23 protein-coding genes and 2 pseudogenes are annotated in these 23,700 nt (G+C 41.4%); all 25 read right to left on the bottom strand.

From position 1 onward, the window contains the following. The coding region (locus tag PN497_RS17660) for an Rpn family recombination-promoting nuclease/putative transposase (RefSeq protein WP_272110737.1) at window positions 1–663 on the bottom strand (663 nt) is incomplete at its 3' end. 75 nt (window positions 664–738) lie between these two features. Further along, on the bottom strand, window positions 739–1,740 hold the full coding sequence (locus PN497_RS17655) for an MraY family glycosyltransferase (protein ID WP_096569331.1): 1,002 nt from the start codon (window positions 1,738–1,740) through the stop codon (window positions 739–741). A gap of 686 nt (window positions 1,741–2,426) precedes the next feature. After that, window positions 2,427–3,317, bottom strand: a complete 891-nt coding sequence (locus tag PN497_RS17650) for an NAD-dependent epimerase/dehydratase family protein (protein WP_096569334.1) — start codon at window positions 3,315–3,317, stop codon at window positions 2,427–2,429. A gap of 12 nt (window positions 3,318–3,329) precedes the next feature. After that, window positions 3,330–4,439: a glycosyltransferase family 4 protein gene (locus PN497_RS17645; protein WP_096569337.1), complete on the bottom strand. Its 1,110-nt coding sequence runs from the start codon at window positions 4,437–4,439 to the stop codon at window positions 3,330–3,332. A 22-nt stretch (window positions 4,440–4,461) separates the two neighbouring features. After that, on the bottom strand, window positions 4,462–5,322 hold the full coding sequence (locus tag PN497_RS17640) for a methyltransferase domain-containing protein (protein ID WP_096569340.1): 861 nt from the start codon (window positions 5,320–5,322) through the stop codon (window positions 4,462–4,464). A gap of 178 nt (window positions 5,323–5,500) precedes the next feature. Then, a complete protein-coding gene (locus tag PN497_RS17635; protein WP_096569343.1) occupies window positions 5,501–6,508 on the bottom strand; it encodes an NAD-dependent epimerase in 1,008 nt (335 codons plus the stop codon). An 81-nt stretch (window positions 6,509–6,589) separates the two neighbouring features. Beyond that, entirely contained in the window at window positions 6,590–6,949 is a 360-nt protein-coding gene (locus PN497_RS17630) for a UDP binding domain-containing protein (RefSeq protein ID WP_272110736.1), read from the bottom strand. 34 nt (window positions 6,950–6,983) lie between these two features. Then, entirely contained in the window at window positions 6,984–7,151 is a 168-nt protein-coding gene (locus PN497_RS17625) for a hypothetical protein (RefSeq protein ID WP_272110735.1), read from the bottom strand. 75 nt (window positions 7,152–7,226) lie between these two features. Next, window positions 7,227–7,439: an asparagine synthase-related protein gene (locus PN497_RS17620; protein ID WP_272110734.1), complete on the bottom strand. Its 213-nt coding sequence runs from the start codon at window positions 7,437–7,439 to the stop codon at window positions 7,227–7,229. Between the two features lie 223 nt (window positions 7,440–7,662). Further along, on the bottom strand, window positions 7,663–8,808 hold the full coding sequence (locus PN497_RS17615; RefSeq protein ID WP_096569346.1) for a glycosyltransferase: 1,146 nt from the start codon (window positions 8,806–8,808) through the stop codon (window positions 7,663–7,665). A gap of 16 nt (window positions 8,809–8,824) precedes the next feature. Beyond that, window positions 8,825–9,994 (bottom strand): glycosyltransferase, encoded by a 1,170-nt coding sequence (locus PN497_RS17610; protein ID WP_272110733.1) that lies wholly within the window; start codon window positions 9,992–9,994, stop codon window positions 8,825–8,827. Beyond that, complete coding sequence (locus PN497_RS17605) at window positions 9,991–11,157, bottom strand: glycosyltransferase family 4 protein (protein WP_272110732.1); 1,167 nt, start codon at window positions 11,155–11,157, stop codon at window positions 9,991–9,993. The genes PN497_RS17610 and PN497_RS17605 overlap by 4 nt, the downstream gene beginning before the upstream one ends. A gap of 51 nt (window positions 11,158–11,208) precedes the next feature. Further along, window positions 11,209–12,273, bottom strand: coding sequence for a hypothetical protein (locus tag PN497_RS17600; protein ID WP_096569355.1), 1,065 nt, complete (start codon window positions 12,271–12,273; stop codon window positions 11,209–11,211). Between the two features lie 30 nt (window positions 12,274–12,303). After that, entirely contained in the window at window positions 12,304–13,119 is an 816-nt protein-coding gene (locus PN497_RS17595; RefSeq protein WP_096569358.1) for a class I SAM-dependent methyltransferase, read from the bottom strand. A gap of 38 nt (window positions 13,120–13,157) precedes the next feature. Continuing rightward, window positions 13,158–13,982, bottom strand: a complete 825-nt coding sequence (locus tag PN497_RS17590) for a class I SAM-dependent methyltransferase (protein WP_096572719.1) — start codon at window positions 13,980–13,982, stop codon at window positions 13,158–13,160. Between the two features lie 298 nt (window positions 13,983–14,280). Further along, entirely contained in the window at window positions 14,281–16,110 is a 1,830-nt protein-coding gene (locus PN497_RS17585) for an ABC transporter ATP-binding protein (protein WP_272110731.1), read from the bottom strand. A gap of 394 nt (window positions 16,111–16,504) precedes the next feature. Then, the gene (locus tag PN497_RS17580) at window positions 16,505–16,747 is read right to left on the bottom strand and encodes a HEPN domain-containing protein (RefSeq protein WP_272110730.1); all 243 of its coding nucleotides are present in this window, start codon (window positions 16,745–16,747) and stop codon (window positions 16,505–16,507) included. Next, complete coding sequence (locus tag PN497_RS17575; protein WP_272110738.1) at window positions 16,740–16,985, bottom strand: nucleotidyltransferase domain-containing protein; 246 nt, start codon at window positions 16,983–16,985, stop codon at window positions 16,740–16,742. Before PN497_RS17575 ends, PN497_RS17580 begins: the two co-directional genes overlap by 8 nt. 104 nt (window positions 16,986–17,089) lie before the next feature. Then, window positions 17,090–17,212, bottom strand: coding sequence for a hypothetical protein (locus PN497_RS17570; protein ID WP_265586235.1), 123 nt, complete (start codon window positions 17,210–17,212; stop codon window positions 17,090–17,092). 98 nt (window positions 17,213–17,310) lie between these two features. Continuing rightward, window positions 17,311–18,171 (bottom strand): Uma2 family endonuclease, encoded by an 861-nt coding sequence (locus tag PN497_RS17565; protein WP_096569360.1) that lies wholly within the window; start codon window positions 18,169–18,171, stop codon window positions 17,311–17,313. Between the two features lie 146 nt (window positions 18,172–18,317). After that, window positions 18,318–18,476 (bottom strand): annotated as a pseudogene (locus PN497_RS17560) (DUF4351 domain-containing protein); the annotation flags it as partial. Between the two features lie 374 nt (window positions 18,477–18,850). Continuing rightward, complete coding sequence (locus PN497_RS17555) at window positions 18,851–19,279, bottom strand: hypothetical protein (RefSeq protein ID WP_096569363.1); 429 nt, start codon at window positions 19,277–19,279, stop codon at window positions 18,851–18,853. A 176-nt stretch (window positions 19,280–19,455) separates the two neighbouring features. Beyond that, a pseudogene (locus PN497_RS17550) lies at window positions 19,456–20,066 on the bottom strand (glycosyltransferase); the annotation flags it as partial. Between the two features lie 261 nt (window positions 20,067–20,327). Then, window positions 20,328–21,587 (bottom strand): competence/damage-inducible protein A, encoded by a 1,260-nt coding sequence (locus PN497_RS17545; RefSeq protein ID WP_096569366.1) that lies wholly within the window; start codon window positions 21,585–21,587, stop codon window positions 20,328–20,330. Window positions 21,588–22,139: 552 nt separating this feature from the next. Then, window positions 22,140–23,423, bottom strand: coding sequence for a serine hydroxymethyltransferase (glyA, locus tag PN497_RS17540; RefSeq protein ID WP_096569369.1), 1,284 nt, complete (start codon window positions 23,421–23,423; stop codon window positions 22,140–22,142). Window positions 23,424–23,700: the final 277 nt, after the last annotated feature.

Below are 23,700 nucleotides of genomic sequence, written 5' to 3'. Positions count from 1 at the left end.
TCTACCCTCCTTAGCTCCTAGTTGAAACACATCCCGATAGAATCTTGTCTGGGTAATATCTGCTGTTTTCAGGTCTAACATCTTCAATATTTCCTCTGGACTGATTTGGGGGAATTTGCTTACTAGTATAGCCTCGATCAGGTCTAGTCTTTGTGTGAATTGTGTTTTGTTCTCTACATTTTGCAGTAGTTTTTGGGCTGCTTCACCCACTCTGTTTTGAGGGAGAACAATTAACTGTAATATTCCCAGGTTAGGACTTAGGTCTGTCTCTGACAGCAAGTCTTCCAGGTAAAGTCTCTGTACGTCTTCCTTTAAGATTGATCGATAAGGTATTTCTGACCCCAGTTCATGACTACGGGATTTGAGGATGATTAGTCCCCGCCATGGTCTGCTGATGTTGTATTGTTTCAGATATAAGTAAACTTCTGCAAAATAGCGCCCATAAAAACCCTTATCTGGTTGCATTTGGGCTTCCAGAAATACTATGGGTAAGTTAAGGTCGTCCCCTATGGGAGTTAATACCCCATCGTGGCGAAATTCCTGTTCTTTAATCACTGGGGCGCAGTATTCAAACTCACAGTCTAGAGGGATTCCCGGTATAAGTTCGGCTAGGATACCTGGTTGAGTTAGGAATATACGGTAAAATAGCTTGTCTGTTTTCATTTGATTTCAGGGAATTGATCGCCCCCAGGGTAGTGTTAAAGGCGCACAGCTACAGAAGCTTAGTTGGTCACCGAGTTATTTACTTGCATCACTTACATCTTTTACGTCTTTTGTCAATACTTTCTCACGAGAATATGTAGTAAGTTGCTTTAAATACATTTCCAGAAAGGCGATCGCGGCTATTGTTATGAGTAAGTTTATCCAGGCTCCAACGCTACCCAAAAGATAAATGTTCAGGCCTATGGCACTGGTAAATATCATATAGCTAATGGCTACCTGGGAGTGATTCCATCCGGCTTGGTGTAAACGTTGATATAGGTGAGTGCGATGGGCTTGAAAAATGTTTTCCCGGCGCTTTAACCGACAAATTAAGGTATAAATAGCGTCTCCAGCAATAGGTAAGGTGATGGTTAAGGCTGACCATGCTTGCACAACAGAGCCATGATGGGAATAATTGAATAAGGCTATGGCTACTGTAGCTCCTAAGACAGTACTCCCTACATCTCCCATAAATATCTTGGCGGGGGACCAGTTCCAGTACAAAAATCCCGCTAGAGAACCGATCAGCAGCACCCATAGAGGTTGATTTCCCATCATTGCTATCCAACTTAGTTGAATCATGGTTACCCCCCCTACTAGACCATCTAAACCATCCATGAAGTTGTAGAAGTTAATCAGGGCGGTCATACCCACGAGGGTGAGAAGGATAGCGACTGTAATACCAACCGGACCGAAGTTGGTTAACCAGGGTTGGGGAAAAATCCCAAAGAAAGATATGGCAATACTGGCTGCAACTATCTGTACTAAGTATCTCAGCCTAGCTGGAATTTGCCAACGGTCATCCAGCAAGCCAACCACTGTCAGAGGTAGGAGTACTAACCAGATATGACTGACGTTGATCTGGGCTGGACTGAGAGTATTGGGGGTGAATAGCCAGGAAAAGCACCAACTGACAATGAAAAAGGAGGCTACAAAACCCAGTCCTCCACCTCTGGGGGTAGGTTGAGTGTGGGAACTGCGCTCATTGGGAATATCTATGAGATGGGCGCTAAGTTGATTTTTGATCAGATAGACCAACAGACAACTAAGCAGGAAACTCAGGGGAATGAATATAAAGTAAATCACTTGCTAATAATCTGTAATTGCAACTAGTTAGGGGTTGCTGAATAAATCCAAAAACTTTACAGGTAAAGGGTTTTAGCTATTTTGACTTGTACTGAGCGACTTGTACTGAGCCTGTCCTGAGCCTGTCCTGAGCCTGTCCTGAGCCTGTCCTGAGCGCAGTCGAAGGGCGGTGTCGAAGGGCGGTGTCGAAGGGCGCAGTCGAAGTAAGCCGAAGTGCTTTCAAAAAGTGCCAGCTTTTATGAGGTGGCAACTGAAAAACCTTGCACTTAATTCCTACTTCAAGAAAAAATCGTTCCTATCCAACTCTTGAAACTGTCACCGTGGCGTAGCACCTGTCACCTGTCACCTAGCTTTCACAGATAACTTTTTCAGCAAACCCTAGTTATATCCCCGACTTCTGCCGATAATCTTCTCATGTGATCGCAAATGCTGATAGAAGTCGGTGATATTTAGGGTTGACGAAAGTGACGGGCTGTGTATTGCAGTGCCTTATCAAGGCTGATGGGTGGTGTCCAGTTGAGAAGAGTTTGGGTTTTGTGGATGTCTAGCTGGAGCGAGGTACAGAGGCGTTGGGCTACAGCTTTTTTACATAGAAGGGATGCTGTAAATTCCAGGTTTCCAAACACCAGGTAAGCATTTTAAATAATCCCTTGTGCCCGCATGAGGGCGATTTCTTCTCTGAGACCTGTTTCTAATGAGCGGGGCGTAAAACCAAAATCTCCTGTAGCTGCTGCGTAAGAATAGGCTTTATCTTCTTGGAGTCGCAGAATTTGTTCCAGTCTCACCGGAGAACGTCTACCCAGGGCTTTCTCTAGGAGAGTAGCTAAAGTAATACCCATGCTAAGAGGTAGAGAAAGCTGATATACAGGTTTACCCATGAGTTTGCTGAGGAGTTTGAGCAGGTCTCGAAAGGTGATAATGGTTTCCCCAGAAAGGTCATAGGCTCCCTGGATATGTGGGGATTGCCAAACATCGAGGAGAGCTTGGGCTAAGTCCTCAGTATGGACGGGTTGCAGGAGATTATTACCCTTGCCGAAGACAGGAAAAAATTGATACCGATGGCAAAACTTGATCAGCTTGTGTAGGTTTTTGTCCTTGGGAGAACCATAAATCATGGTTGGGCGTAGCAAGCAATAAGACCCACCATACTGGGATAGAACTTTTTCTGCTTGTTTATACTCGGCTGAATATTGGTTGTATTGAGAGTAAACCCCTGTTGTACCAATGATGATTAATCGCGGAGTTTGCTGGAATTTATTCAGGCTATCTAGGAGGGTAGGAATCTGGCGCAGTTGGACTAAATGAATGATAGTTGTAAAAGTTGCTTGGGATAGAACTGTGTCCCATGTATTGGGGTTAGCGCTGTCGCCTTGGTAATAGGTAAGTTTAAGATTTAGGGAGTTTATGAAATCGCGGTTACTGCTAGGACGAACTAAGCAACTGATTTCCGAGCCAGGATGAAGGGTGGCAATTTTTTGTAGGAGTAGTCCACCGGTGAGTCCTGTAGCTCCTGTTAATAATGTTTTCATAATATAAGTTATTTATCCCTGAGATTTAGATTTGAGTAATATGTTTTCATAGGTCTGGTAAGTTTCAGTAAACATATGATCAAAGGTAAATTCCTGTTCATATCTTTGTCGGGCTGCGGTTCCCATTTTGTAACGTAATTCCGCATTTTTTATTAATTGCTTGAGTCGGTTTTCCAAGGTGTGCACATCACCGCGAGGGATGGTGAAACCAGAAACTCCTTCATCAATAGCTTCTGCTGCTCCACCAACATCGGAAGCAATCACTGGTAGTCCCGCTCGCATGGCTTCAATAATAGTTCGGGGAAAGCCTTCCCAATGGGAGATTAGGGCAAATATTTGGGCTTGAGCTAAGACTTGAGCAATATCTTGGCGAAAGCCCAGAAAGTTTACTGTTTGGGAAATACCTAATTTAACAGCGAGGTTTTTGATATTATCTAGTCCAGGTCCATCTCCCACCAAGTTGAGTTGAGCACCGGATACTCTTTGAAAGGCTTGGAGCAAGGTGCAGTGATCTTTTTGTTTATCAAACCGGGCTACCATGACGATTTTGACTGGCTCACTATCTGCGGGGTTCGCCCTCAGGGATGGGGAAATATCTGGCATACCATTGTGAATGGTTTTAAGTCGCTTGGGGTTCATACCGGTTTTTAACCCGATATATCGGTCGTGGTCAGACACACAGATAATTTGATTGGACAATGGTTCTGCCAATCGCTCAATGATTTGATAAATTTTGCGGGTAGGTTGAGGAACACCTTCAGTAAAAGCCCAACCGTGGGCTGTGAACAAGCAAGGAGTTTTGGTTATTTTCCCTGCTAAACGCCCCAAAATTCCTGCTTTACTGGAATGGGTGCTAATAATATCGGGGCGGAATTGTTTAATAGTTTGGAGGAAAAACCGCAGGGTCTGCCAGTCTTGAAAGGGCTTAATCTGTTTGTGAAATGTTGTACAAGCACGAAAGTCTATATTGTTGGTGTATAGGTCGTCCGTGTAAAGTCCCGCCATTCCAGTAATAACTAGGACTTGATGTCCATCAGCTTGTAAAGACCTACTCAAGTCACGCACATGAACTTGTGCACCCCCAACTGTATCTGCGCGGGTGATTATATATAAGATTCTCATTATTAAGGTTGGTAAGTAGTATTCAGTTAGGTCTTAGAAGCACTGAAAAGCCAGATATACAAAGTTCTTCATCTGATAAATTTCTAAAGTTCTCGGACATCTTTGCTTTGGGTGTGGGTAAGGTTTGCCATTGGATTAACTTAACTACCTCCACAGAAAACCCCGCTTGAGCAAAAATATCTATCATTTCTGAGTAGCGTATACGATTAGTGTAGAAACCAGATGAAGCTATAAAGTTTGATTCCCAAAGATTTTCGGTAAATCTCAAATTATTTAGTGATCCGCCCAAATGATCTTTTAAATCAACGACATGAGAACATACACCATCAGGACGGATAATTCGCCGCAGTTCTAGCATGGTGTCTAGAAACTCTGCTTTGCGAATGTGCTCTAGTACAGCCTGAGACCAAATAAAATCTACAGATTGGCTGTTTAGGGAGCGCAGAGATTCTAAACCAGAGGTTAAGTAATGGGAGCAATAAGATTGGCAAATTTCCTCTAATGAAGCTTGATTTTGAATGATGGGACTCAGTAATTTTTTATCTGCTAGAAGTTTTTCGGCTTGATGATAAATTTTTAAATCACTACTGGCGTAGTTACCAGAGTCTACCAGATAAGAAATCGAGCCACCAAAAGATTTACTAATGATAGCTGATAGTACTGAGTCACCAGGACCTAGTTCTAGACTGATAAAATTGGGGGGGGGGTTAACTAACTCAAAATGTTTGCTAAAAACCCCATAAGCATATTCCACCGACTGCATATGTCCATGTTCAAATAATCCAGATTTTTTCCATATTTGATATGACAAAGGTAATCTTGCTAATATTAGCTTAGAAGCAATTTTCAGCCACCATGGTAGTTTTTGTTTTAAATTTTGCATACTAGATTTATCCTGTTAATGTTAACTAACATTTAAATTGTTCACGGGTAGAAAATCAGAAATTAGATCCCAGACTTCTATCAGCACTTGTGATCAGATAACAAGATTGTGTTCAGAAGTCGGGGATCTTTGGCCTTGACCTGTTAACTAAGATTGTGTTTTCAAACTTCTATTTAATTTATACCTGATAGTAATTCCTATACCAATCTATAAAACGCCTGATACCCACCTCAATGGGAGTAGCAGGTTTAAAGCCAACATCTGCAATTAAATCATCAACATCAGCATAGGTCATGGTCACATCTCCGGGTTGCAAAGGCAACATATTCTTTTGCGCCTTCATCCCCAAGCAGTCTTCTATCACCTCAATGAAATGTAACAACTCCACTGGATTATTATTCCCAATGTTATAAATTTTATAGGGTGCTTTACTAGTACCAGGGTCAGGTTTATCCCCCGACCAATGAGGATTACCTTGGGGGATATTATCGGTAACTCTTACCACCCCTTCGATAATATCATCAATGTAAGTAAAATCACGTTTCATTTTACCATAATTGAATACATCAATGGGTTGACCTGATAAAATGGCTTTGGTAAATAAAAATAAAGCCATGTCTGGTCTTCCCCAAGGTCCATAAACGGTAAAAAAGCGTAGTCCGGTGGTAGGTAAGCCGTAGAGGTGGCTGTAAGTATGTGCCATTAGCTCGTTGGCTTTTTTACTGGCAGCATATAAACTAATGGGGTGGTCTACGTTGTCATGGATGGAAAAGGGGGTTTTAGTATTAGCTCCATAGACAGAACTGGAGGAGGCAAATACTAAATGTTTGACTTGGGAGTGACGACAACCTTCTAAGATGTTGGTGAATCCGAGAATATTACTGTTAATATAGGCGTGGGGATTTTGGAGAGAATACCTCACCCCAGCTTGGGCTGCGAGGTTGACAACTACATCAAATTGATGTGTTGTAAATAGGTTGTTGATTCCCTCTTGATCCGCTAAGTCTAGTTGAGCAAAGGTGAATAGCTGCTGTGATTGCAGTTGAGCCAGGCGAGCTTGTTTGAGGGAAACGTCATAGTAGTTATTCAGGTTATCGAGTCCTATAACTTCGTCACCACGGTTTAATAGTCGCTGGCTCAGGTGGAAGCCAATAAAGCCTGCAGCACCTGTAACTAAGATTTTCATAATTTTTCTGTTGGCATCCTAGTATTGAGATATTTACCCAAAAAGTTTTGTAACAATCTATTTTTAGTTACACTTCTTAAACTATAAACTCCAGTAAGTAATTGTATTAGGAATACTCGATGGATTTAAAACAGATTTGACATCCATCACAACACCAGAAGATACTAAGCAGCCTAATAGTTCTTCCCGTGGTAAGTCTAGATAAAACCGATGATTGACAGCCAAGATTAATGCATCTAGATGGCATAGCTGCTGCCACTCTACTAATTCAACTCCGTATTCCTGTTGTGCTTCTTGGGCATCGGCTAGGGGGTCGTGAATTAGGGGTTCAATGCCAAATTGCTGTAATTCTTTGATAATATCGGGGATGCGGCTATTTCTCAGGTCGGGGACATTTTCTTTAAAGGTTAATCCTAAAATACCGATGCGGCGTTTATGCAAGATTTAAAGATTTTGTTACCCTAATTAATCAGGGCTACTCCTGCTCATCGAAGCTTCCCAAAGATAAAAACAAAGGGAAAATCATTTTGTCGTGATGGAATCCTCCAAATAAGAGTTGTTGAAAGACAAGCGATCGCCCTCTGACATTTCTCAGTAACGGATTTGGGCGATCGCCTTCTATTGTGCTAATAAATTTTAACACGCAGTATCTTTGTATTTACATCATGACACTTAGTTTACATTTTTCTCTAAGAGGATGTTTGCAAAGTTATTGTCCTTACCACATTTGGAATACTAGTATATTCCACAAGTGATGTTGCCAATTGCGACTACCAGATAAATGTTCCTGCCACTTTTTGCGTATGGGTTCAGGATTGAAAAAACCATCTTGGCGCAAACGATGTGTACTAAGTAAATCCTCCGCCCACTCTCGTAAATCAGCGCGTAGCCACGTATCTAAAGGAATGCCAAAACCCATCTTAGGTGTCATCGGGACCGCGATGGTGAAGAGTGGCAGACATTCGCCGGGCGATCAACTCCATCTCTTCGGCATTAATTGCCTCACTCCAATATCCTGTAATACCACACATAAAAATACAATATAATATACATTTTATTTATTTAAAACACTCAAAAATTCAATCTAACTTGAACTCTTTTAGTATTATGTAGCTGTGATAAATTTATCGTACTCACGGCAATAAGTATTTATCTTAGCTATTAAATTTTTCTGTGTAAACTTCTTGGTACAGTGACTCATAAAGGCTCACCACATGATTAATTTCAAAGTTTTCCTGAATCCGATGGCGAGCCTGTTCCCCCAGGGTGAGACGCTGAAAACTTGGGAGCCTGAGTAAGGATTCAACAGCCTCAGCTAAACTGATCATGTCATCACGAGTAACAACTTTACCTGTCTCCCCAACAATATAGGCTGAGTCCCCCACATCGGTGACAACACAAGGAACAGCACACCCCATGGCTTCACCCAAAACAATGGGAAAGGCTTCGCCATAGGAAGAAGCAGAAACTAAAACATCCAGGGAAGCCATGAGCCGGGGAATGTCTTGACGCAGACTTAACAAATGGGTGACATGGCTGACTTGAGCCTTATCTATGGCTTGCATCAGTAGAGAATTCTCTCTATCAATACCACTCCCAGCTAGTAAGAAATGCACATCTGGTCTTTTTTGATGTAGATAGCCAGCAGCTGCAAAAAAGCCTGTATGATTCTTCTGGGGGTCAAAGCGAGCAATCACACCCACTAAAGGTGTATCGGCTGCAATTCCTAACTCTTGTCGTACAGATTCACGAAAGTTTGGGTTGGGCTGAAATCTTTCTAGATCAAAGCCGTTGGGTGTGACTATGAATTTATCTGGAGCATAACCAAGTGATGTATGAATATCCTTCGCTATAGCAGAACAGCACTGAATGCGATGGGGAATGATTGGGGATAGTCGCGCACATAATCCTGCAATTAAGCGAGTAGTGGCTTTATTCTTTTCTTTGGATAGGTCACTATGGTGAATAGCCCAAATTACCTTTGACACTCCAGCCATAGAAGCAGCTAATCCACCCAGTAAGTCAGCATGATACATCCAGGTATGAACTATATCAGGTTGACTGTGTTTTAATAACTGTACTAGCTTGAGTAAAGCCAAGGGATTGGGAATTGTGCGACTCATCCCCAAGGCTGTGACGGGAATACCCAGAGCTTGAATGCGTTTACCGATGGCACCAATATCAGTTAGGGATATGACTTGAGGGGTAAATTCTGGTGATAACCGCTCTAGAAGTTTGAGCAGCATCATTTCTGCTCCACCAGTGTTGAGTCCGGTGATGATAATAGTAAGTTTAATCACAGGGTTAGGAAAAATTTTAGATTAGTATGGATAAATACTGATCAACGATAGTATCCAGCCCAAAGCGGCTTTCCAAGATTTCCCGGGATGGGCGTTGAGTTTCTCCCTGAAGACTAGCCATAATTGCCTCAGCCATAGCCTCCACATCTCCCACAGGAACCAGTTGACCCCATTTACCATCTTCTAGGATTTCCCTCGGTCCACTGGGACAGTCGGTGGATACTACTGGTGTACCACAGGCTATAGCCTGTAATAAAGCATTGGGCATACCTTCAAAACAGGAGGAAAGAACAAACACGGAGGCTTGTTTCATGTAAGGGAAGGGGTTATCGACAAATCCCGGTAAACTGACTTGTTCCTCTAAACCCAGACTTTTTACTAAAAGCTCAAGTTTTGCCCTGTCTTTTCCCTCTCCTAAAATCATCAGTCGGGCTGAATGGCGCTGATTTAAGTGAGCGAAGGCACGAATCAATGTGGTGAAATCTTTTGCCACTGTCAGCCTACCTACACTCAGAATCACAGGGAGTTCCCCAGGTGCAAACCAAGGATGGTTTAAAGGTTCTTGGATTTTATCCAAAAGTTCAGGCGTTATAGCAGGGTTATAAATTGTCGTGACTTTATTTTGGGGGATATTGTGTGATTTCACTAAATCCTCAGATACACCTTCAGAAACTGCGATTACCTGATTAACCCCAGGATAAAGATACTTCGCTAATACCTGTGTTACCCGGAGCCGAATACCTTTCTCATAAAGCATTAAACTACTCCAGGAATTAGCCACCCTCACTACGATTTTCTGTGAACCACCAGATAAAAAACGAGCAATGATTGCGATGACATTGGCATCGTCTAAGGTGGAGAGAATGGCATGGGGTTTTTCTGTCTTTAAGTAGCGAATTAAACTGGGTAAACTAGCTAAGACGCGAGGACAGTTTAAATCTATGACGCGCACTTGATCACTCACTAGGGGAAGATAGGGACCCTCGGCTTTAACTAGAACTAAATCCACAGCAAACCCGCGCTGTGCAAAGCCATTGGCAAGATACACCATAATTTTCTCAGCACCGCCACCTCTGAGGGATGGTAAAAAGAGAGTGATTTTTTGGTGTGGCTGTTTTTGCGAGTTGGAGGAAGTTCTAGACAGTGAATTAATATTTCTATTATTTGTATTACTTATAATGTTCATTTGTCTAGACTCAGGTTCCATTTATCTTGAAGTAAATTATTTAAATGTTGATAATAAGCTAAACCCGATATTTCCTCTGCATAGGTAGACAAACAATATTTTTTCATAGTTATAAGTTGCTGAGGATTTGCTAAAAGCTGTTGAATTTTATCAACTAAATCGAGTAAATTGTCACTCTTAAACACATATCCGTTTTTGCCATTTTTTATATAACATTGAGTCCCGCAGGTATCTGAGCATATTGCTGGCACACCATTAGCAATTGCTTCTAATATGGAAATAGCGGCAGGCTCATCTCGCGATGGTAGCACGAAAATATCAGAGTAATTATATAATTGCTGCATTTGCAAAAATGGTATATTCTTTTTCAGAGAAATTATCTCTTGCATGCCTAATTCATAAACTTTTTGCTGAATCAAATTAAATCTTTCTATTTGATCTTGGTGAACGCATTCTCCCACAATTGTGGCATGAAATTTGTATTGATCTTTCAGATGGGCTAATGCCTCGATAAATAGAAGATGATTTTTCCTAGTTGCCCCATATTTGCCGATCATTAACAAATGAATTATTCTGCCCTTTTCTTCGGCAACATGAGTTATTTTTCCTTGGGGAACGGCAAAGGGAACATAGTGTATACATTTGAGGGATTGACTGTTGGTTTTATCTGCGCCTAACAAGGGACTATACCAAGCAGCATTAAAAATCGATAGCAGCAGATGAATTTTGATTCTTTTAGCTAGGGAACGATGTTTATTGATTTCTGTTTGAGTGTAAAAAATAGTTTTTATACCCAGAAACCTAGCACACACAGCAGCTAGTATAGAGAAATATCTATTGGGATTGCGGATAATAACAATATCCGGATGACTATGAATCAGCTCACGAAAATAAGTAATAGGATTGGGGAATAATCTTGGTTGATCACCGCCACCACTACCAAAGGTGGCTTCGAGCCATTTTGAAGCTCCACAAGCAGGATATACCTTAGGAGTTAATATTGAGTGTTCTTCCGTTGGTCCGATATAATTCACGTGTAACTCTACATCATGACCATTGGCTTGCAATACCTTGACAATTTCATATTGATTTGTGTGAAATCTTGGAGCGATGAAGACAATTTTCATAATATTGAATTTTGGATTTTTTATACTTTTAACCAAAACATATTTTAAGTTTTAATTTAAAAAATTACTACATATATTCATATTCACTTAACTAGGATACCAATAGTTAAATAATATTGACCAATAAAGATACCAAATTATAAGATAAGCAATCCAGATGTAAAAAATTCTCTTGCGCTGCTTTCGAGGCAATTCCCAAATTGCATAGGCTATCAATGGCATTGTTACCCCCCAAAGTCGATAGGACCAAGGAATAAAAGGATTCATTACAATATACCAAGCTAATATATTAATCACTAAGCTATGCTTCTTTATATAGTCATTATTGCAGTTCAGTTGCACAAGGATTAATAGAATCCAAAATAGCATTTGTAGAAAACTGCCTCCTCCTCTGATATAGTCTTCGCCCTGACTAAGACGACGATCCCCTAGGAATTGAAGTAAAGAACCACCAACTGTTAAGATTATTCCCGCAAAAACCCCTGGTAAAGTTGCCCATAGAATAATTCTTATCCTTGTTGGTATTAGCCGCAATTTAGGTATTCTCAGGGAAAAAAAGTTTGTTTGGCAAAAATTTAGCAGTAATAATATGGCGCTGCTTGAATGAATAAACGGTGTCAACGCGAATAAGATGTATTTAACGCCTTGCGGTTTTAAGATTGTTGCCAGAATAAATAGAGACCAGGCAAATCCATTTCTAATTCCAGAAAGGATAACATCGATAGATGTAGGATTTAATAGGAAAACTAATGCCCATGGAATACTAACTTTTGGAAAAAGGTATGCACCCCAAACTAAGCATATGAAAAAGGAAACAATGCGAAGAGCAATTGTTGCTTCACCTGTGATTTCTGTCAGTTTTATGACTAGTTCATCCCATAAAACCTCTCCTGTAAAATATTCAGTCCAACTTTGCCAATTATATAATTCTGCCTTACTTGTACCCGTAGCAACGGCATTATTAAAATATAAAACATAACGACCAAAATCTCGAAAGTCTCCTTCTAAAACCGCAGCTTTAGATATTTGATCCCAGGGAAAAAATACCATGAAACTGGCGTAAGCAATAGTCGCTATGATGACATATATCAGCTTTTTGCTTATTAAAATGCCTTTTCTTCTATTTAATTGTTCTAAATATTCTTTCTGCATATTTTAGAGTCAAAGTCACTTTTTCCAGGCTCAGTGTCTTCTGAAAACAATTAAGCAAGAATGCCCACATAGGGGACTAAGAACTTTATCAAGAATATAACGTAACCCACGAACCAAGATTGACTTTCCTGAATAGTCATAGAGTTTTTGCAGTGGTGATTTGAAAAATGAGGGCAGTTCATCTTTAAATCCCTTTAATCCTGCGCTAGGACAAACTTCACAAAGGGAAAAGCCTAGTTGACAAAAATTCATTATGGTTTGCTGATGATCAAGAGCGAACTGGTAAAAATCTGACGGTTCTGATGGTGAGCTTTCATAATCAAATAGTCTTAAAAGCCTTTTGAGTTTACGTAATGGTGACATGTAGGGATGGGTAAGAAATAGGTAGCCACCAGATTTGATTACTCTTCGCATTTCATGAGAAATTGAGTCATAACCTGAGTAAAAATGTTCAATTACACCTAAAGACCAATATCCGGCAACAGATTGATCTGACAAAGGTAAGGAGCGGACATCACCAAGACGAATATCCAAATGGGGCGCAACCTTGTTGAGCATCGCAACGGTTTGAGGGGCAAAATCAATGCCTAGGGCTTGATAACCCGCTGAAGTTAAGGCAGCAACATGGTTTCCAGTTCCACAACCCCCTTCTAGGATCAATCCGTCTTCAGGAGTTAGATAACGCCGGGTTATGGAAGCCACAAAGTTTAGTTTTTGAGGAGGAATAAGTGCCAGTCTAGCCTTATCCTCATCTGTAATGCTCCAGTGGGTATCCCACATTTCGGGAGTAGCTGATGACTGAATATAAACTAAAGCTTTTTTGTTTGGGTCGTAATATCTTCTCATGGTGTAATAATTGCGATAATAAGAAGCTTGTTGGTGGATTAACTTCGACGAGCGATCGCATAGCCTCTTTCGTTGCTGACTGTGAGTCGTTCTATGGTGTATAGTCCATCAGACTCAATCTGATTCACCGCTGCAACTACGCCATCAAATAAGCCAGGTGTAATATCGTCAAATACAATCATATCCCCTTTAACTTGGCGATCGCGCACATAGGCATACTCAATTAAAACATCTTCTTTAGTATGTTGGGCATCTAAAAAAGCAAAGTGGATGCGAGACAGTCCTGTGCGTTGTAATTGAGCTTTTGTCCAGCCTTGGACAAATACAACTCGATCTAATTCATCTAGCCAGGGGCTTAGTAGCTGTTGACGGGTCTTTCTCCCATCATGGTCGTCAATGCAGTTCCAGAATATGGGTTGGTTATGGGGTAAGATATCCAATGTAACAATTTTACCTTGTGAATTGGTATCTGTCAGTGCTTTTGACATGCAGAGCGTAGAAAAACCACGCGCCGTGCCTGTTTCTAGAATTGTCACCCCCCCATTAATGTATTTAATATTATCAGCAAGGTAGCGGTGCAAAGCCGCATAAAGAAGCCGTCCATGCTGGTAATTTAACCGAGATTTTTTAATGACTATTTGGGTATGTAAAGCTAAATTTTCCAGCCACTTACGATCAATACTGTAACCTAATCGCTGTTCCATCTCATCAATTTCAGGATAGGTGACTGCACGGGCATTCTCATGTAGCTGTAGATAAGTTTCTCGGTCAGCTTTGGGTGATGTACCAAAGGGATGCTGGGGAAAATTTTCCTGAGTTAGGAAAGATTTAATGGCTCGTTTTATTGTGTTGATAGTTCCCATTTTAAAACTTATAACGTCTTTCAAATCTTTAGCGTATTGTCTGTCAAATTTAAATTTGATAGGTAAACTCAAATTTTATAGGTCATTTTAGCTAGGATTGTCATGAAATTGCATTAGTGATTGAGATAATATCACATTTGGTAAATGATAAAAGCGAATGATCAAAGTCCCTCGTGTTTTGTTTCGCCTGCTTGATCGAATTCAAAATGGATATGTATGAGTTCCGGCATAATAGGACTTACGCAACTGGGACAAATGGGCAGCAATCGTAGCCCAGCCAGGCGACAATTCAAATAAATCATATAAATTTATCTGAACCCTCCACACCACTCAAAGCCATAGCCCGAAAACTGCCACTATTAGCCAGCAATTCTTCATAAGTTCCCTGTGCTGCCAACCGACCCTGATCCAAATGAAAAATGCGATCGCATTTCTGCACCGTCGTCAACCGATGGGCAATTAAAATCACCGTCAATTGATGACTCAACCCCTCAATAGCCGCCATCACCTCCCGTTCTGTATCATTATCCAAGGCACTGGTCGCCTCATCTAACACAATCACTGATGCTCGCTTATACAAAGCCCTGGCAATGCCAATACGCTGCCGTTGACCCCCTGATAAACGAATCCCTCGTTCTCCTACTATTTCCCCATAACCCTCAGGCCGACTTTCAATGAAATCAGCAATCTGAGCTAATCGTGCTGCCTGCCGCACCCGATCCAGATCAATTTCACTGCGGGGAACCCCAAAGGCGATATTCTCTGCCACAGTAGCATCACTGAGAAAAATACTCTGGGGTACATGGGCAATGGTACGCTGCCAACGGTGTAACCGTTCCCCTGTCAGGGCAGCCCCATCCACCAATACTTCCCCCCGTTCTGGCTGTAATAGACCCAAAATAATATCGGCAGTAGTACTCTTCCCACTACCGGTAGTTCCTACAAAACCAACTGTAGTATTAGGCTTAATCTGCAAACATAGGTCTTGTAATACCCAGGGTGTAGATTCTGTATAACGAAACCACACCCCCTGTAAGCGCAATTCATTGTCTAGAGGTTGACCCACCCCAGAACCCACGGAAACGAGGGACACAGGCATGGACAATCTCCGCAATACGTTTTGCAGAGATACCTGATTCCCACGTATATTGGCCAAGGCATTAAAGCTAACCTGCAATGCAGGCAATAACCGATTGGCTGCCAAGGTCAAAGCCCCCAATGTGGGTACTACTTGAGCTAACTGCTGCTGATCATAGGACATGACCACAGCCATGAGGGCAATGGTAACCATAGCCACAGCCTCTATTAAAAACCGGGGCGACGCACCAATGAAGTAATTATCTGCTGCCGCCACACGGGTGGGACGATACGCCTGATCATAGCGGGTGACAAACATCCCCTGATTACTCTCAAGCAACACATCCCGAATTCCTCCTAATCCCTCTTGGAGATATTTCACAACCAACCGACTTTGACTACTGATGTCCTTGCTATTGCGGGCTAGTGCGCGACGAGTGATCCGCAGCAAAATAACATAAGTTATCCCCAAAACTGCCGCCGTACCTAGGGCAACTCCCAGATTAATTGCCAAAATTGACAGCACCAGTGCTAGTACAATTATACTATTAACTACCAGATTCAGAACACCTGGCAAAACGTATGAACTCACACTCTGAAGATCCTGGGTAATATCGGCAATTAATTCATTACTACTATGACGAACATGAAAACTGTAAGGTTGTAACAGGGTACGACGATACACTTCACAACTCAAATCACTGGATACCATTGCCGCAAACCGTGACTGCCAGCGCAATGTCAGCAGTCGCAACCCATTAGCCAAGACTACCGCCGTTCCAAAGCTCCCCCCTAACCACGCCACCAATTGAAAAGTCTTAGTTACCCCTAACTGCACCCAAAGGGGTTGTAAAGTCGGATTTTGCAGCACACCCTCGGCATTACTCAATGCCCCTAGAAATGGTAACACAGCCCCCAAGCTCACTACCTCACTTGCCGCTGTCACTACCATCAGCATTAGTAACCATAACATTTGTCTTCTCCGAGCTAAAGGTAACAAATGATATAGTTGCCGGAGGTTTTGTATTAAGGATGCTTGTTTTTCTATCATCTTAGATGGCTTGTTGACTGCTTGGGGGGAAGATTTTGATTAATCAAATATCGCCGAAAATTAAATATGCGTAACTTGAAACCCTTGGTAGGGACAATTCATGAATTGTCCCTACATCTTTTTTGGAGAGGTTTAATATGTAAGTCTACAGCAATTTATCGTAACAGCAGATCATAAAATCTTAGTTGAAAAGACATCTCTACAAAGATTAGGGCGATCGCCCATAAACATTTTCCATGTTTCAGAAAGCGGATGTAACTTAACCCTTAAGTTCTAACGCTCTGCTGCTATTGATAATATGACTTACGCACTGTACAAATTCACCATGATGTGCATGAACGAAAATCCTCCATTTCAGGCTTTTGACGATTAACTTCGGATCAATAGCGATCGCTCAAAAATCATTAAAAAATACTGAACACATCTCTACTAAAACACCCAGATCATGGGTTTTCTTAAATACTAAATCTTGATATGTCAAATAGGCTTTTAATGCTTTCTCGGCACTCTGTTGACAATGATAAACAACAGCATCTAATAATGATACTTCATTTTCAATGAGTATGCGGGCAACCTTAATATCTCGCTGACTTTTAATTATCCACTGCCTAACCTCCTCATCCTTAGGACTATCCATAAAGGATTTTACCTTGACTGAGTGCCTGACTAACTAATGAACTTGCTACGGTGGACTTTCTTTCTACTTCTGCACGGGTCATAACCAGAATATCTTTTGGTATACCAATCCCATGGAGGGCTTTATATGCTTGACGCGCCCGACGATAGCGGGGTTCATTGGAATCGGAGATAATCACTAACAAATCAACATCACTATCTTCCGTAGGTTCGCCATAACCATAGGAACCAAATAAAATTACCTATTCTGGATTCAGGGCAGAAACTAGCCGTTGGGTAATATCATCCAATAACTCGCCTGTTATTATTTTTGCAGGTATATTCTCTGTATTCATACAGTCTCTCATACAAAACTAGCAAAAAATGACAATAACGGTTCTAACTCTTGCAGTTGCTCATCCTGTCTTAACTCTCTCATTGCTTGGCGTAATTTCTCTTCCCTATTTCCACCCTGCAAAATTGGCACAAATGGCAATAAGGTTCATATCTTCTGCTCAAATACCAGTGTAAAGCGATCACTTTAGTTATCATACACATGGTTGAGCGATCGCCTGTTAACATTCCTTAGCCTAGCTCTATGTCGTGTGGGTTAATCCCTAAACTCCGTAGGTGAGCCGCCAGACGTTCTGCCCGTTGGCGTTCCTGTTCTGCCCGTTGGCGTTCTTGTTCTACTTGTTGCTGGGCTAATTCTGCCCGTTGGCGTTCTTGTTCTACTTGTTGCTGGGCTAATTCTGCCCGTTGGCGTTCTTGTTCAGATCGTTGGCGTTCCTGTTCTACAGGTGTAGGAATCCAATTCCCCTCCCCGTCATACCACCGCAACCAGCGGCGATGTACCCCTTGATAAATCCCCTCCCATAGTCCTAAACCTAACTCGGCTTCTTTGAGCCATATTCCCACCCCTTGGGGGCTTAACTCTTGATATTCATTCACTACTAACCCAAAGGCTTGTAACTCATCTGTGTAGCGATTAAATACTATGTAATAGGGAATCCTTAACATCCTTTCATACACCGTCCACTTATTAGGCGGTTGGTTCACTTCCCTGAAACTGCGCCCTAGGTCTTCTTTTTCTGTCCCTGGTGAGAGTAATTCGACTACCACAAAGGGGTAAATTCCCTCCTGCCATGTTACATAACTTAACCTTAAATCTTGGCCATCATAGAGCCTGGATACTCCCAAGACAGCAAACCAATCTGGACGTTTATACCATTGGGGGTGTCGGGAGTCATAATATAAATTTAGGTCACTGGCTGTGAATACCTGATCTTCTTTATAGGTGGGAGGGCGAAAGGTCAGCCGCAGTAACTCTGGTTGTAGTAAGTGAAATTCGTCCGGCAAACCAGGCTCCTCTGGGTCTTCGCTCGGTAAGTCATACATGGTGGGTAGAACTTCCCGGGGTGATAAAGGCGGTGAATATTGATACATATAAGAAAATTGTAATATCCCAGTTTGGATAATGCTCACGCATTTTTATGGATTCATAGCTCTCTTAAATCTGTCCTACTCAAGTGTTTTCTCTACTGAGAGGATACCGTTATGTGGGCTTTTTTACTTCTGAGATATCCTCTGAGTTATTGATTATCTTGTAACCATTTTTCTAAATCTGACATATTTGTAAAATCTAATAAAGCTTCTCCTAAAGATTCTAATTCAGGAATAGAGAGCGATCGCACTTTAAATTCTAAATCTTCTGATATGTTTCCACAACGGCGGTTTAACAGGCGAATAGCGAGATTAGCTTCTCATTTTTGTACACCACGTTTCTCGTGGATTTGCAAAACCTCTTGATAAAAACGAGTTGGAGTCACATCAGCTTCTCTCAGATTAAGCATTTTTTGAATCTCCTCTATGGAGAATTTAGTGTTAGGCAATGATCAATGATCCATGTTTTTAATGGGCAACGCCACGTGAACATCGGGGACGACACGAATATCAGGACGACCTTCAACTGGATACCACAGCAGATGTCCTGCCACAAAAATGGTCTCGTCATTGGCAAAGAGGGACTCGATATTGTCTTTAATCTAAAACCTTGATGAAACCTTCATCAAACCTTTACTAGCTTTAATAATATTTATATTATCCTCTTAACAGTAAACCCTGATTAGTTGTTATTAATCCAAAAATCTTTGATGTTGTTACCACCGACAACACGAGACTGCTTGAATGTGAACTCACTGACAGAAGGGTTACGATGGGGATCAATTACTCCTGTTGCCTGTTGCCAAAGTTCTGTTGGTGCTAATGATAAATGATATACAGATTCACGTTTACGGACGTGATACCATTTAGTTTCTTGGCAATCTTCACACCAAAACGCCTCTAACCACTCACCCTCTAAAGGAACTGCGGTTTTGGCTGCGATTAACATCAGAGCTTCTTTTCGTCTGATGCCTCTCTCCTGTAGTTGTCCAGGTCTCTCAGCAAATAAACTGTATTTCTGACTCATGCTATCCATGTAGCAGTTATGTACTGGACAATATATAGCTCTACGCTTAGAACGATTCCGATTTCGGTCACATCTTCTCTGCACTTCGGCCTCCTCAATTTTGATCGAAAAAGATCACCAGAAGGTTGCGGTGGAGGGACCGAGATCAATAAGACCATCAAAGCCCTGCTCCTCATTGAAAATTTCAGTTATTAAATTCTAAAAACTAAGTTTTGTAATCCTGTCGGACATTTTATCACATTTGTGCTGATTGAAACAGTTTAGATTATAGACGACATACTGGAATGTTGTACCACACAAAAATATTGGCTGGCAATAGTTGGCGGCGTAAAATTTGATTGCAAATATTTTCGAGATGCTTTGTTCATCAGTTCTGCTAATTTGCGATCGCTATTCAGCAGGCGAATAGATTTAGTTTGAGTCATACTATCACCTTTTTCAACACTCACCCCACATTTACCATCGATCATCATTTTCCGCAAATAAGAATACTTAGAACAAATCACGGCTATCGGTATGCCCGCTGCTAAAGCTGGGTAAAGCTTACTGGGTGCAACCAGGCTTTCCATCCCTGCTTCAACACTTACCAAAGACAGATTGCAAGCTGTCAGATAATAAGGTAACACTTTTTTTTCTTAATAAAACAGAAACAGAAAATTTAGTTAGTCCTAAGTCATTTACCTCTTCCATGAAACTTTGTCGTTTTGCTCCAATACTAATGCAAACAAACTGAATCGGTTCGTCTCGCAATAGTTTAGCAGTTTCCAGAATGGTGTCCATATCGTGACACCGACCCAATATTACCAGAATAGAGAACTGTGAATTTATTCACTAAATTATGTTCTTTCGCAAACCAGTTATTTTCCTTGGCATATTTAAAGGCTCTTAGGTTATTGGCATAGGATTTTTTCTTACCTGTCATATAACTTATCAGCATTGACATCTTAACGATGTAGTCTAGATGATTAAGGTTTGCTGAAAAAGTCTTGTGGTAGAGACAGGCAAGAGGCAAGAGTTTGGTCTATTTGTTATCCCCAAATTTTCTGATTTATTGTCCCTCACTGATCACTGCCAACTCCCGACTTCAGACTTCAGACTTCAGACTTCAGACTTCAGATTCTTCGATTTCCTCTTATACTGATGTCCTCACTATAACTGAACGACGCAAATTGTCTAATGCTGTGCAAGCACTGAGGAGGCGAATGAAAGAGCGATTTTTCATAGTTCCAAATTTACACTCATAACTTGTCACCTCATTTCCAGGACCAGCCATACCAATATAGACTAAACCCACAGGTTTTGTAGCAGTTCCTCCACTAGGTCCAGCAATTCCAGTAATACTTAATCCCCAAGTAGTTTGGAGAAGATTTTTCACACCTATAGCCATTTGTTCAGCTACTGTAGCACTCACAGCCCCAAACTGATCTAAATCGTCAGGGTTAACCCCCAATAATCTAACTTTCACGGTGTTATCGTAAGAAATTACCCCACCCCAAAAGTAATCAGAACTGCCAGGAATTTCTGTCAGTATTTGTCCCAATCCCCCGCCGGTACAAGATTCTGCCACTGATAAAGTTTCCCCTGAAGATCGCAACAACTCACCAACAACAGAAGCTAAGGTATCATCATCAGCACCGTAATAATCTAAGCCTGCAATTTCCTTGAGTTGCTTTTCCACAGGTGCAATTAATTCCTCTGCTGCCTTTTCATCAGGCGCTTTGACAGAAATTCGCAGCCTAACTTCTCCCTTGCCAGCGTAAGGTGCGACTGTTGGGTTAAGTAAATTCAAATAAGCAGATACTTTTTCTGCTAAGGCTGATTCACCAATCCCCCAAAATTTTAAACTGCGACTGTAAATAATTTCCTGACCCCAACCTTGACTTTTGAGAAAAGGTACTGCTGTATCTGTCCACATTCGGTGCATTTCACTAGGAACACCAGGGAAAGTCAAAATAGTTAATCCTGGACGAGGTTGCCAAATAATACCCGGTGCTGTTCCTGTGGGATTTGGTAAAATTTTCGCTCCTTGGGGAATTAAAGCTTGTTTGCGGTTGCTAGGAGACATTACCCGTCCCCTTTGGGCAAATTTCTGACTTATATCTTCTAGGATTTCGGCACTTTCTACCAAGGGAACACCGAAAAAGTCCGCAATGGTTTCACCGGTGAGATCATCTGGTGTGGGTCCTAAACCACCGGTGAAAATCAGAATTTGCACTCTGGAAGCTGCAATTTCAATCACTTGTTTGAGTCTTTGGGGATTATCCCCGACTACAGTTTGATAGTAGTGAGGAATGCCTAACTGTGCTAACTGCTGGGCGATAAATTGAGCGTTGCTGTTGAGAATATCTCCTAGCAATAATTCAGTACCAACACAAATAATTTCTGCACTCATGGGACTGGTGATTGGTGATTGGTGATTGGGAAAAATCTCTTAACAGTCTATGGTGTAAATGGCTATGTCCATTAGTAATCTAGGGTAATTTACAGTCAATACTGTTTGGTTAAGAGTTTTTGTAGGTTGGGTTGAACAAAGTGAAACCCAACAAACGCTTGTAAAAGTTGGGTTTCGTTCCTCAACCCAACCTACATGATTTATATGTTATTAGTTGACCGAAAAGTATTGAATTTACAGTAGACATCTCCAGAAAAGAAATTATGGAACCTATTTATGGGGGCAGGTCGAAGCTTATGGGATATTTAGATGTCTGATTTTTCCGTTAAATTATCGCCCATAAGCTTCGCCCCTACAACTTATGACACCTACAACTTATGACAAATTAATACATTCTATTTTGGAGATGTCTAGTTACTAGCCGATACAATTAAGATCCTCTATCACCCTAAAGATTGGAGCGGTATTGACGTTGTAGGCTAGTCATCCCAAGACTGCACCAGCTAAAGCAGCTGCGATTAGGGCTGCTTCTGGTTGGTGCATGAATGCTTTTTAAGCTAGAACTGGTACGGGAATTTCTAGGTGAGGATACAGGGGAAAGCGATCGCACAATGCTGCGACTCGACGACGGCAATCTTCTGCTACTGTTTTAGAATCTGGGGAAAGTAGGCGATCGCTAATAATATTACCAATTTCTGTAAATTCTGCCACTCCTAAACCTCTTGTGGTCATGGCTGGTGAACCTAATCTCAATCCACTGGTAACAAATGGTGATTCTGGATCAAAAGGCACTGTATTTTTGTTAGCGGTGATATTTACCTCACTCACTAACCTATCTGCTTTTTTACCTGTCATACCCACAGAACGTAAATCTACTAGCATTAAATGATTATCTGTACCATCTGATACTAATTTTAAACCTCTATTTTGCAGTTGGGTAGCTAAAGCACGAGCATTTTCAATCACGTGACCAGAATAAGTTGTAAACTCAGGTTTCAATGCTTCCCCAAAGGCTACAGCTTTACCTGCTATTACGTGTTCTAATGGTCCACCTTGAGTACCAGGAAATACTGATTTATCAAACTTTTTACCGAGTTCTGCATCACGGGTTAAAATCAATCCGCCTCTAGGTCCACGTAAGGTTTTATGGGTGGTTGTTGTCACTACATCACAATAGGGAATGGGGTTAGGATGATGCCCTGTAGCTACTAACCCAGCAATGTGAGCAATATCCGCAAGCAGGTAAGCGCCAACTTCATCTGCAATACTGCGGAATTTTTCAAAGTCAATGATCCGGGGATAGGCTGAATAACCGCAAATTAACAGCTTTGGACGTTCTTTAATTGCTAAATCCCGAATTTGATCATAATCAAGCTGTTCTGTCTCTTTGCTAACTCCATAGTGACGCACTTGGAACCATTTGCCGGAAACATTCACTGGTGAACCGTGGGTTAGGTGTCCACCGTGTGATAGGTCCATGCCCATAATTTTATCCCCTGGTTCTAGCAAAGTAAGGAATACAGCAAAGTTGGCTTGTGCGCCAGAATGGGGTTGGACGTTAGCATGAGCAGCACCAAATAATTGTTTAGCTCTATCAATGGCTATTTGTTCAATTTTGTCAACAAATTCACAACCACCATAGTAGCGTTTACCTGGTAAACCTTCGGCGTATTTGTTGGTTAAGACAGAACCTTGCGCCGCTAGTACAGCAGCGGAAGTAAAGTTTTCACTAGCTATCAATTCTAGGTGATCACGTTGCCGTTGTAGTTCTTGGCTGATTAAGTCGTTAACAGCAGGATCTGATGATTTAAGAATGTCTGAGTTGGTTTTGTTCACGGGAATTATCCTTTGATCAAGTTGATAAACTGGTAAAACTGAAGGTTTTGTAGGCAGTACAGCACGGTAATAACAGCGTTATAACTGTTATTTTAATTGCCTTTGAATTTTGACTTCATTATTTAAGCTAAAGGAATTGATACTCCCCACGGCTAAAAGCCGGGGGATTCTTGAATAGTCCACAAACGAACCTTCAACGGTGCTATCAAAGACACCCTACTGATTCCACTGAGGTCTAGACCTAGTTTTATCGCTACTTTAACTAAAATATTAGCTG

This window comes from Sphaerospermopsis kisseleviana CS-549 (assembly GCF_028329225.1).
Lineage (GTDB): Bacteria > Cyanobacteriota > Cyanobacteriia > Cyanobacteriales > Nostocaceae > Sphaerospermopsis > Sphaerospermopsis kisseleviana.
The sequence above is the reverse complement of the archived record's forward strand: the minus strand, read 5'-3'. Positions and strand labels throughout refer to the sequence as shown.

Bases quoted from the DNA above. Each gene is read 5' to 3' on its own strand.
- PN497_RS17650 (WP_096569334.1), bottom strand. From the start codon at position 3,317: ATGAAAACATTATTAACAGGAGCTACAGGACTCACCGGTGGACTACTC.
- PN497_RS17645 (WP_096569337.1), bottom strand. From the start codon at position 4,439: ATGAGAATCTTATATATAATCACCCGCGCAGATACAGTTGGGGGTGCA.
- PN497_RS17640 (WP_096569340.1), bottom strand. From the start codon at position 5,322: ATGCAAAATTTAAAACAAAAACTACCATGGTGGCTGAAAATTGCTTCT.
- PN497_RS17635 (WP_096569343.1), bottom strand. From the start codon at position 6,508: ATGAAAATCTTAGTTACAGGTGCTGCAGGCTTTATTGGCTTCCACCTG.
- PN497_RS17620 (WP_272110734.1), bottom strand. From the start codon at position 7,439: ATGACACCTAAGATGGGTTTTGGCATTCCTTTAGATACGTGGCTACGC.
- PN497_RS17610 (WP_272110733.1), bottom strand. From the start codon at position 9,994: ATGAACATTATAAGTAATACAAATAATAGAAATATTAATTCACTGTCT.
- PN497_RS17600 (WP_096569355.1), bottom strand. From the start codon at position 12,273: ATGCAGAAAGAATATTTAGAACAATTAAATAGAAGAAAAGGCATTTTA.
- PN497_RS17595 (WP_096569358.1), bottom strand. From the start codon at position 13,119: ATGAGAAGATATTACGACCCAAACAAAAAAGCTTTAGTTTATATTCAG.
- PN497_RS17590 (WP_096572719.1), bottom strand. From the start codon at position 13,982: ATGGGAACTATCAACACAATAAAACGAGCCATTAAATCTTTCCTAACT.
- PN497_RS17585 (WP_272110731.1), bottom strand. From the start codon at position 16,110: ATGATAGAAAAACAAGCATCCTTAATACAAAACCTCCGGCAACTATAT.
- PN497_RS17580 (WP_272110730.1), bottom strand. From the start codon at position 16,747: ATGGATAGTCCTAAGGATGAGGAGGTTAGGCAGTGGATAATTAAAAGT.
- PN497_RS17565 (WP_096569360.1), bottom strand. From the start codon at position 18,171: ATGTATCAATATTCACCGCCTTTATCACCCCGGGAAGTTCTACCCACC.
- PN497_RS17545 (WP_096569366.1), bottom strand. From the start codon at position 21,587: ATGAGTGCAGAAATTATTTGTGTTGGTACTGAATTATTGCTAGGAGAT.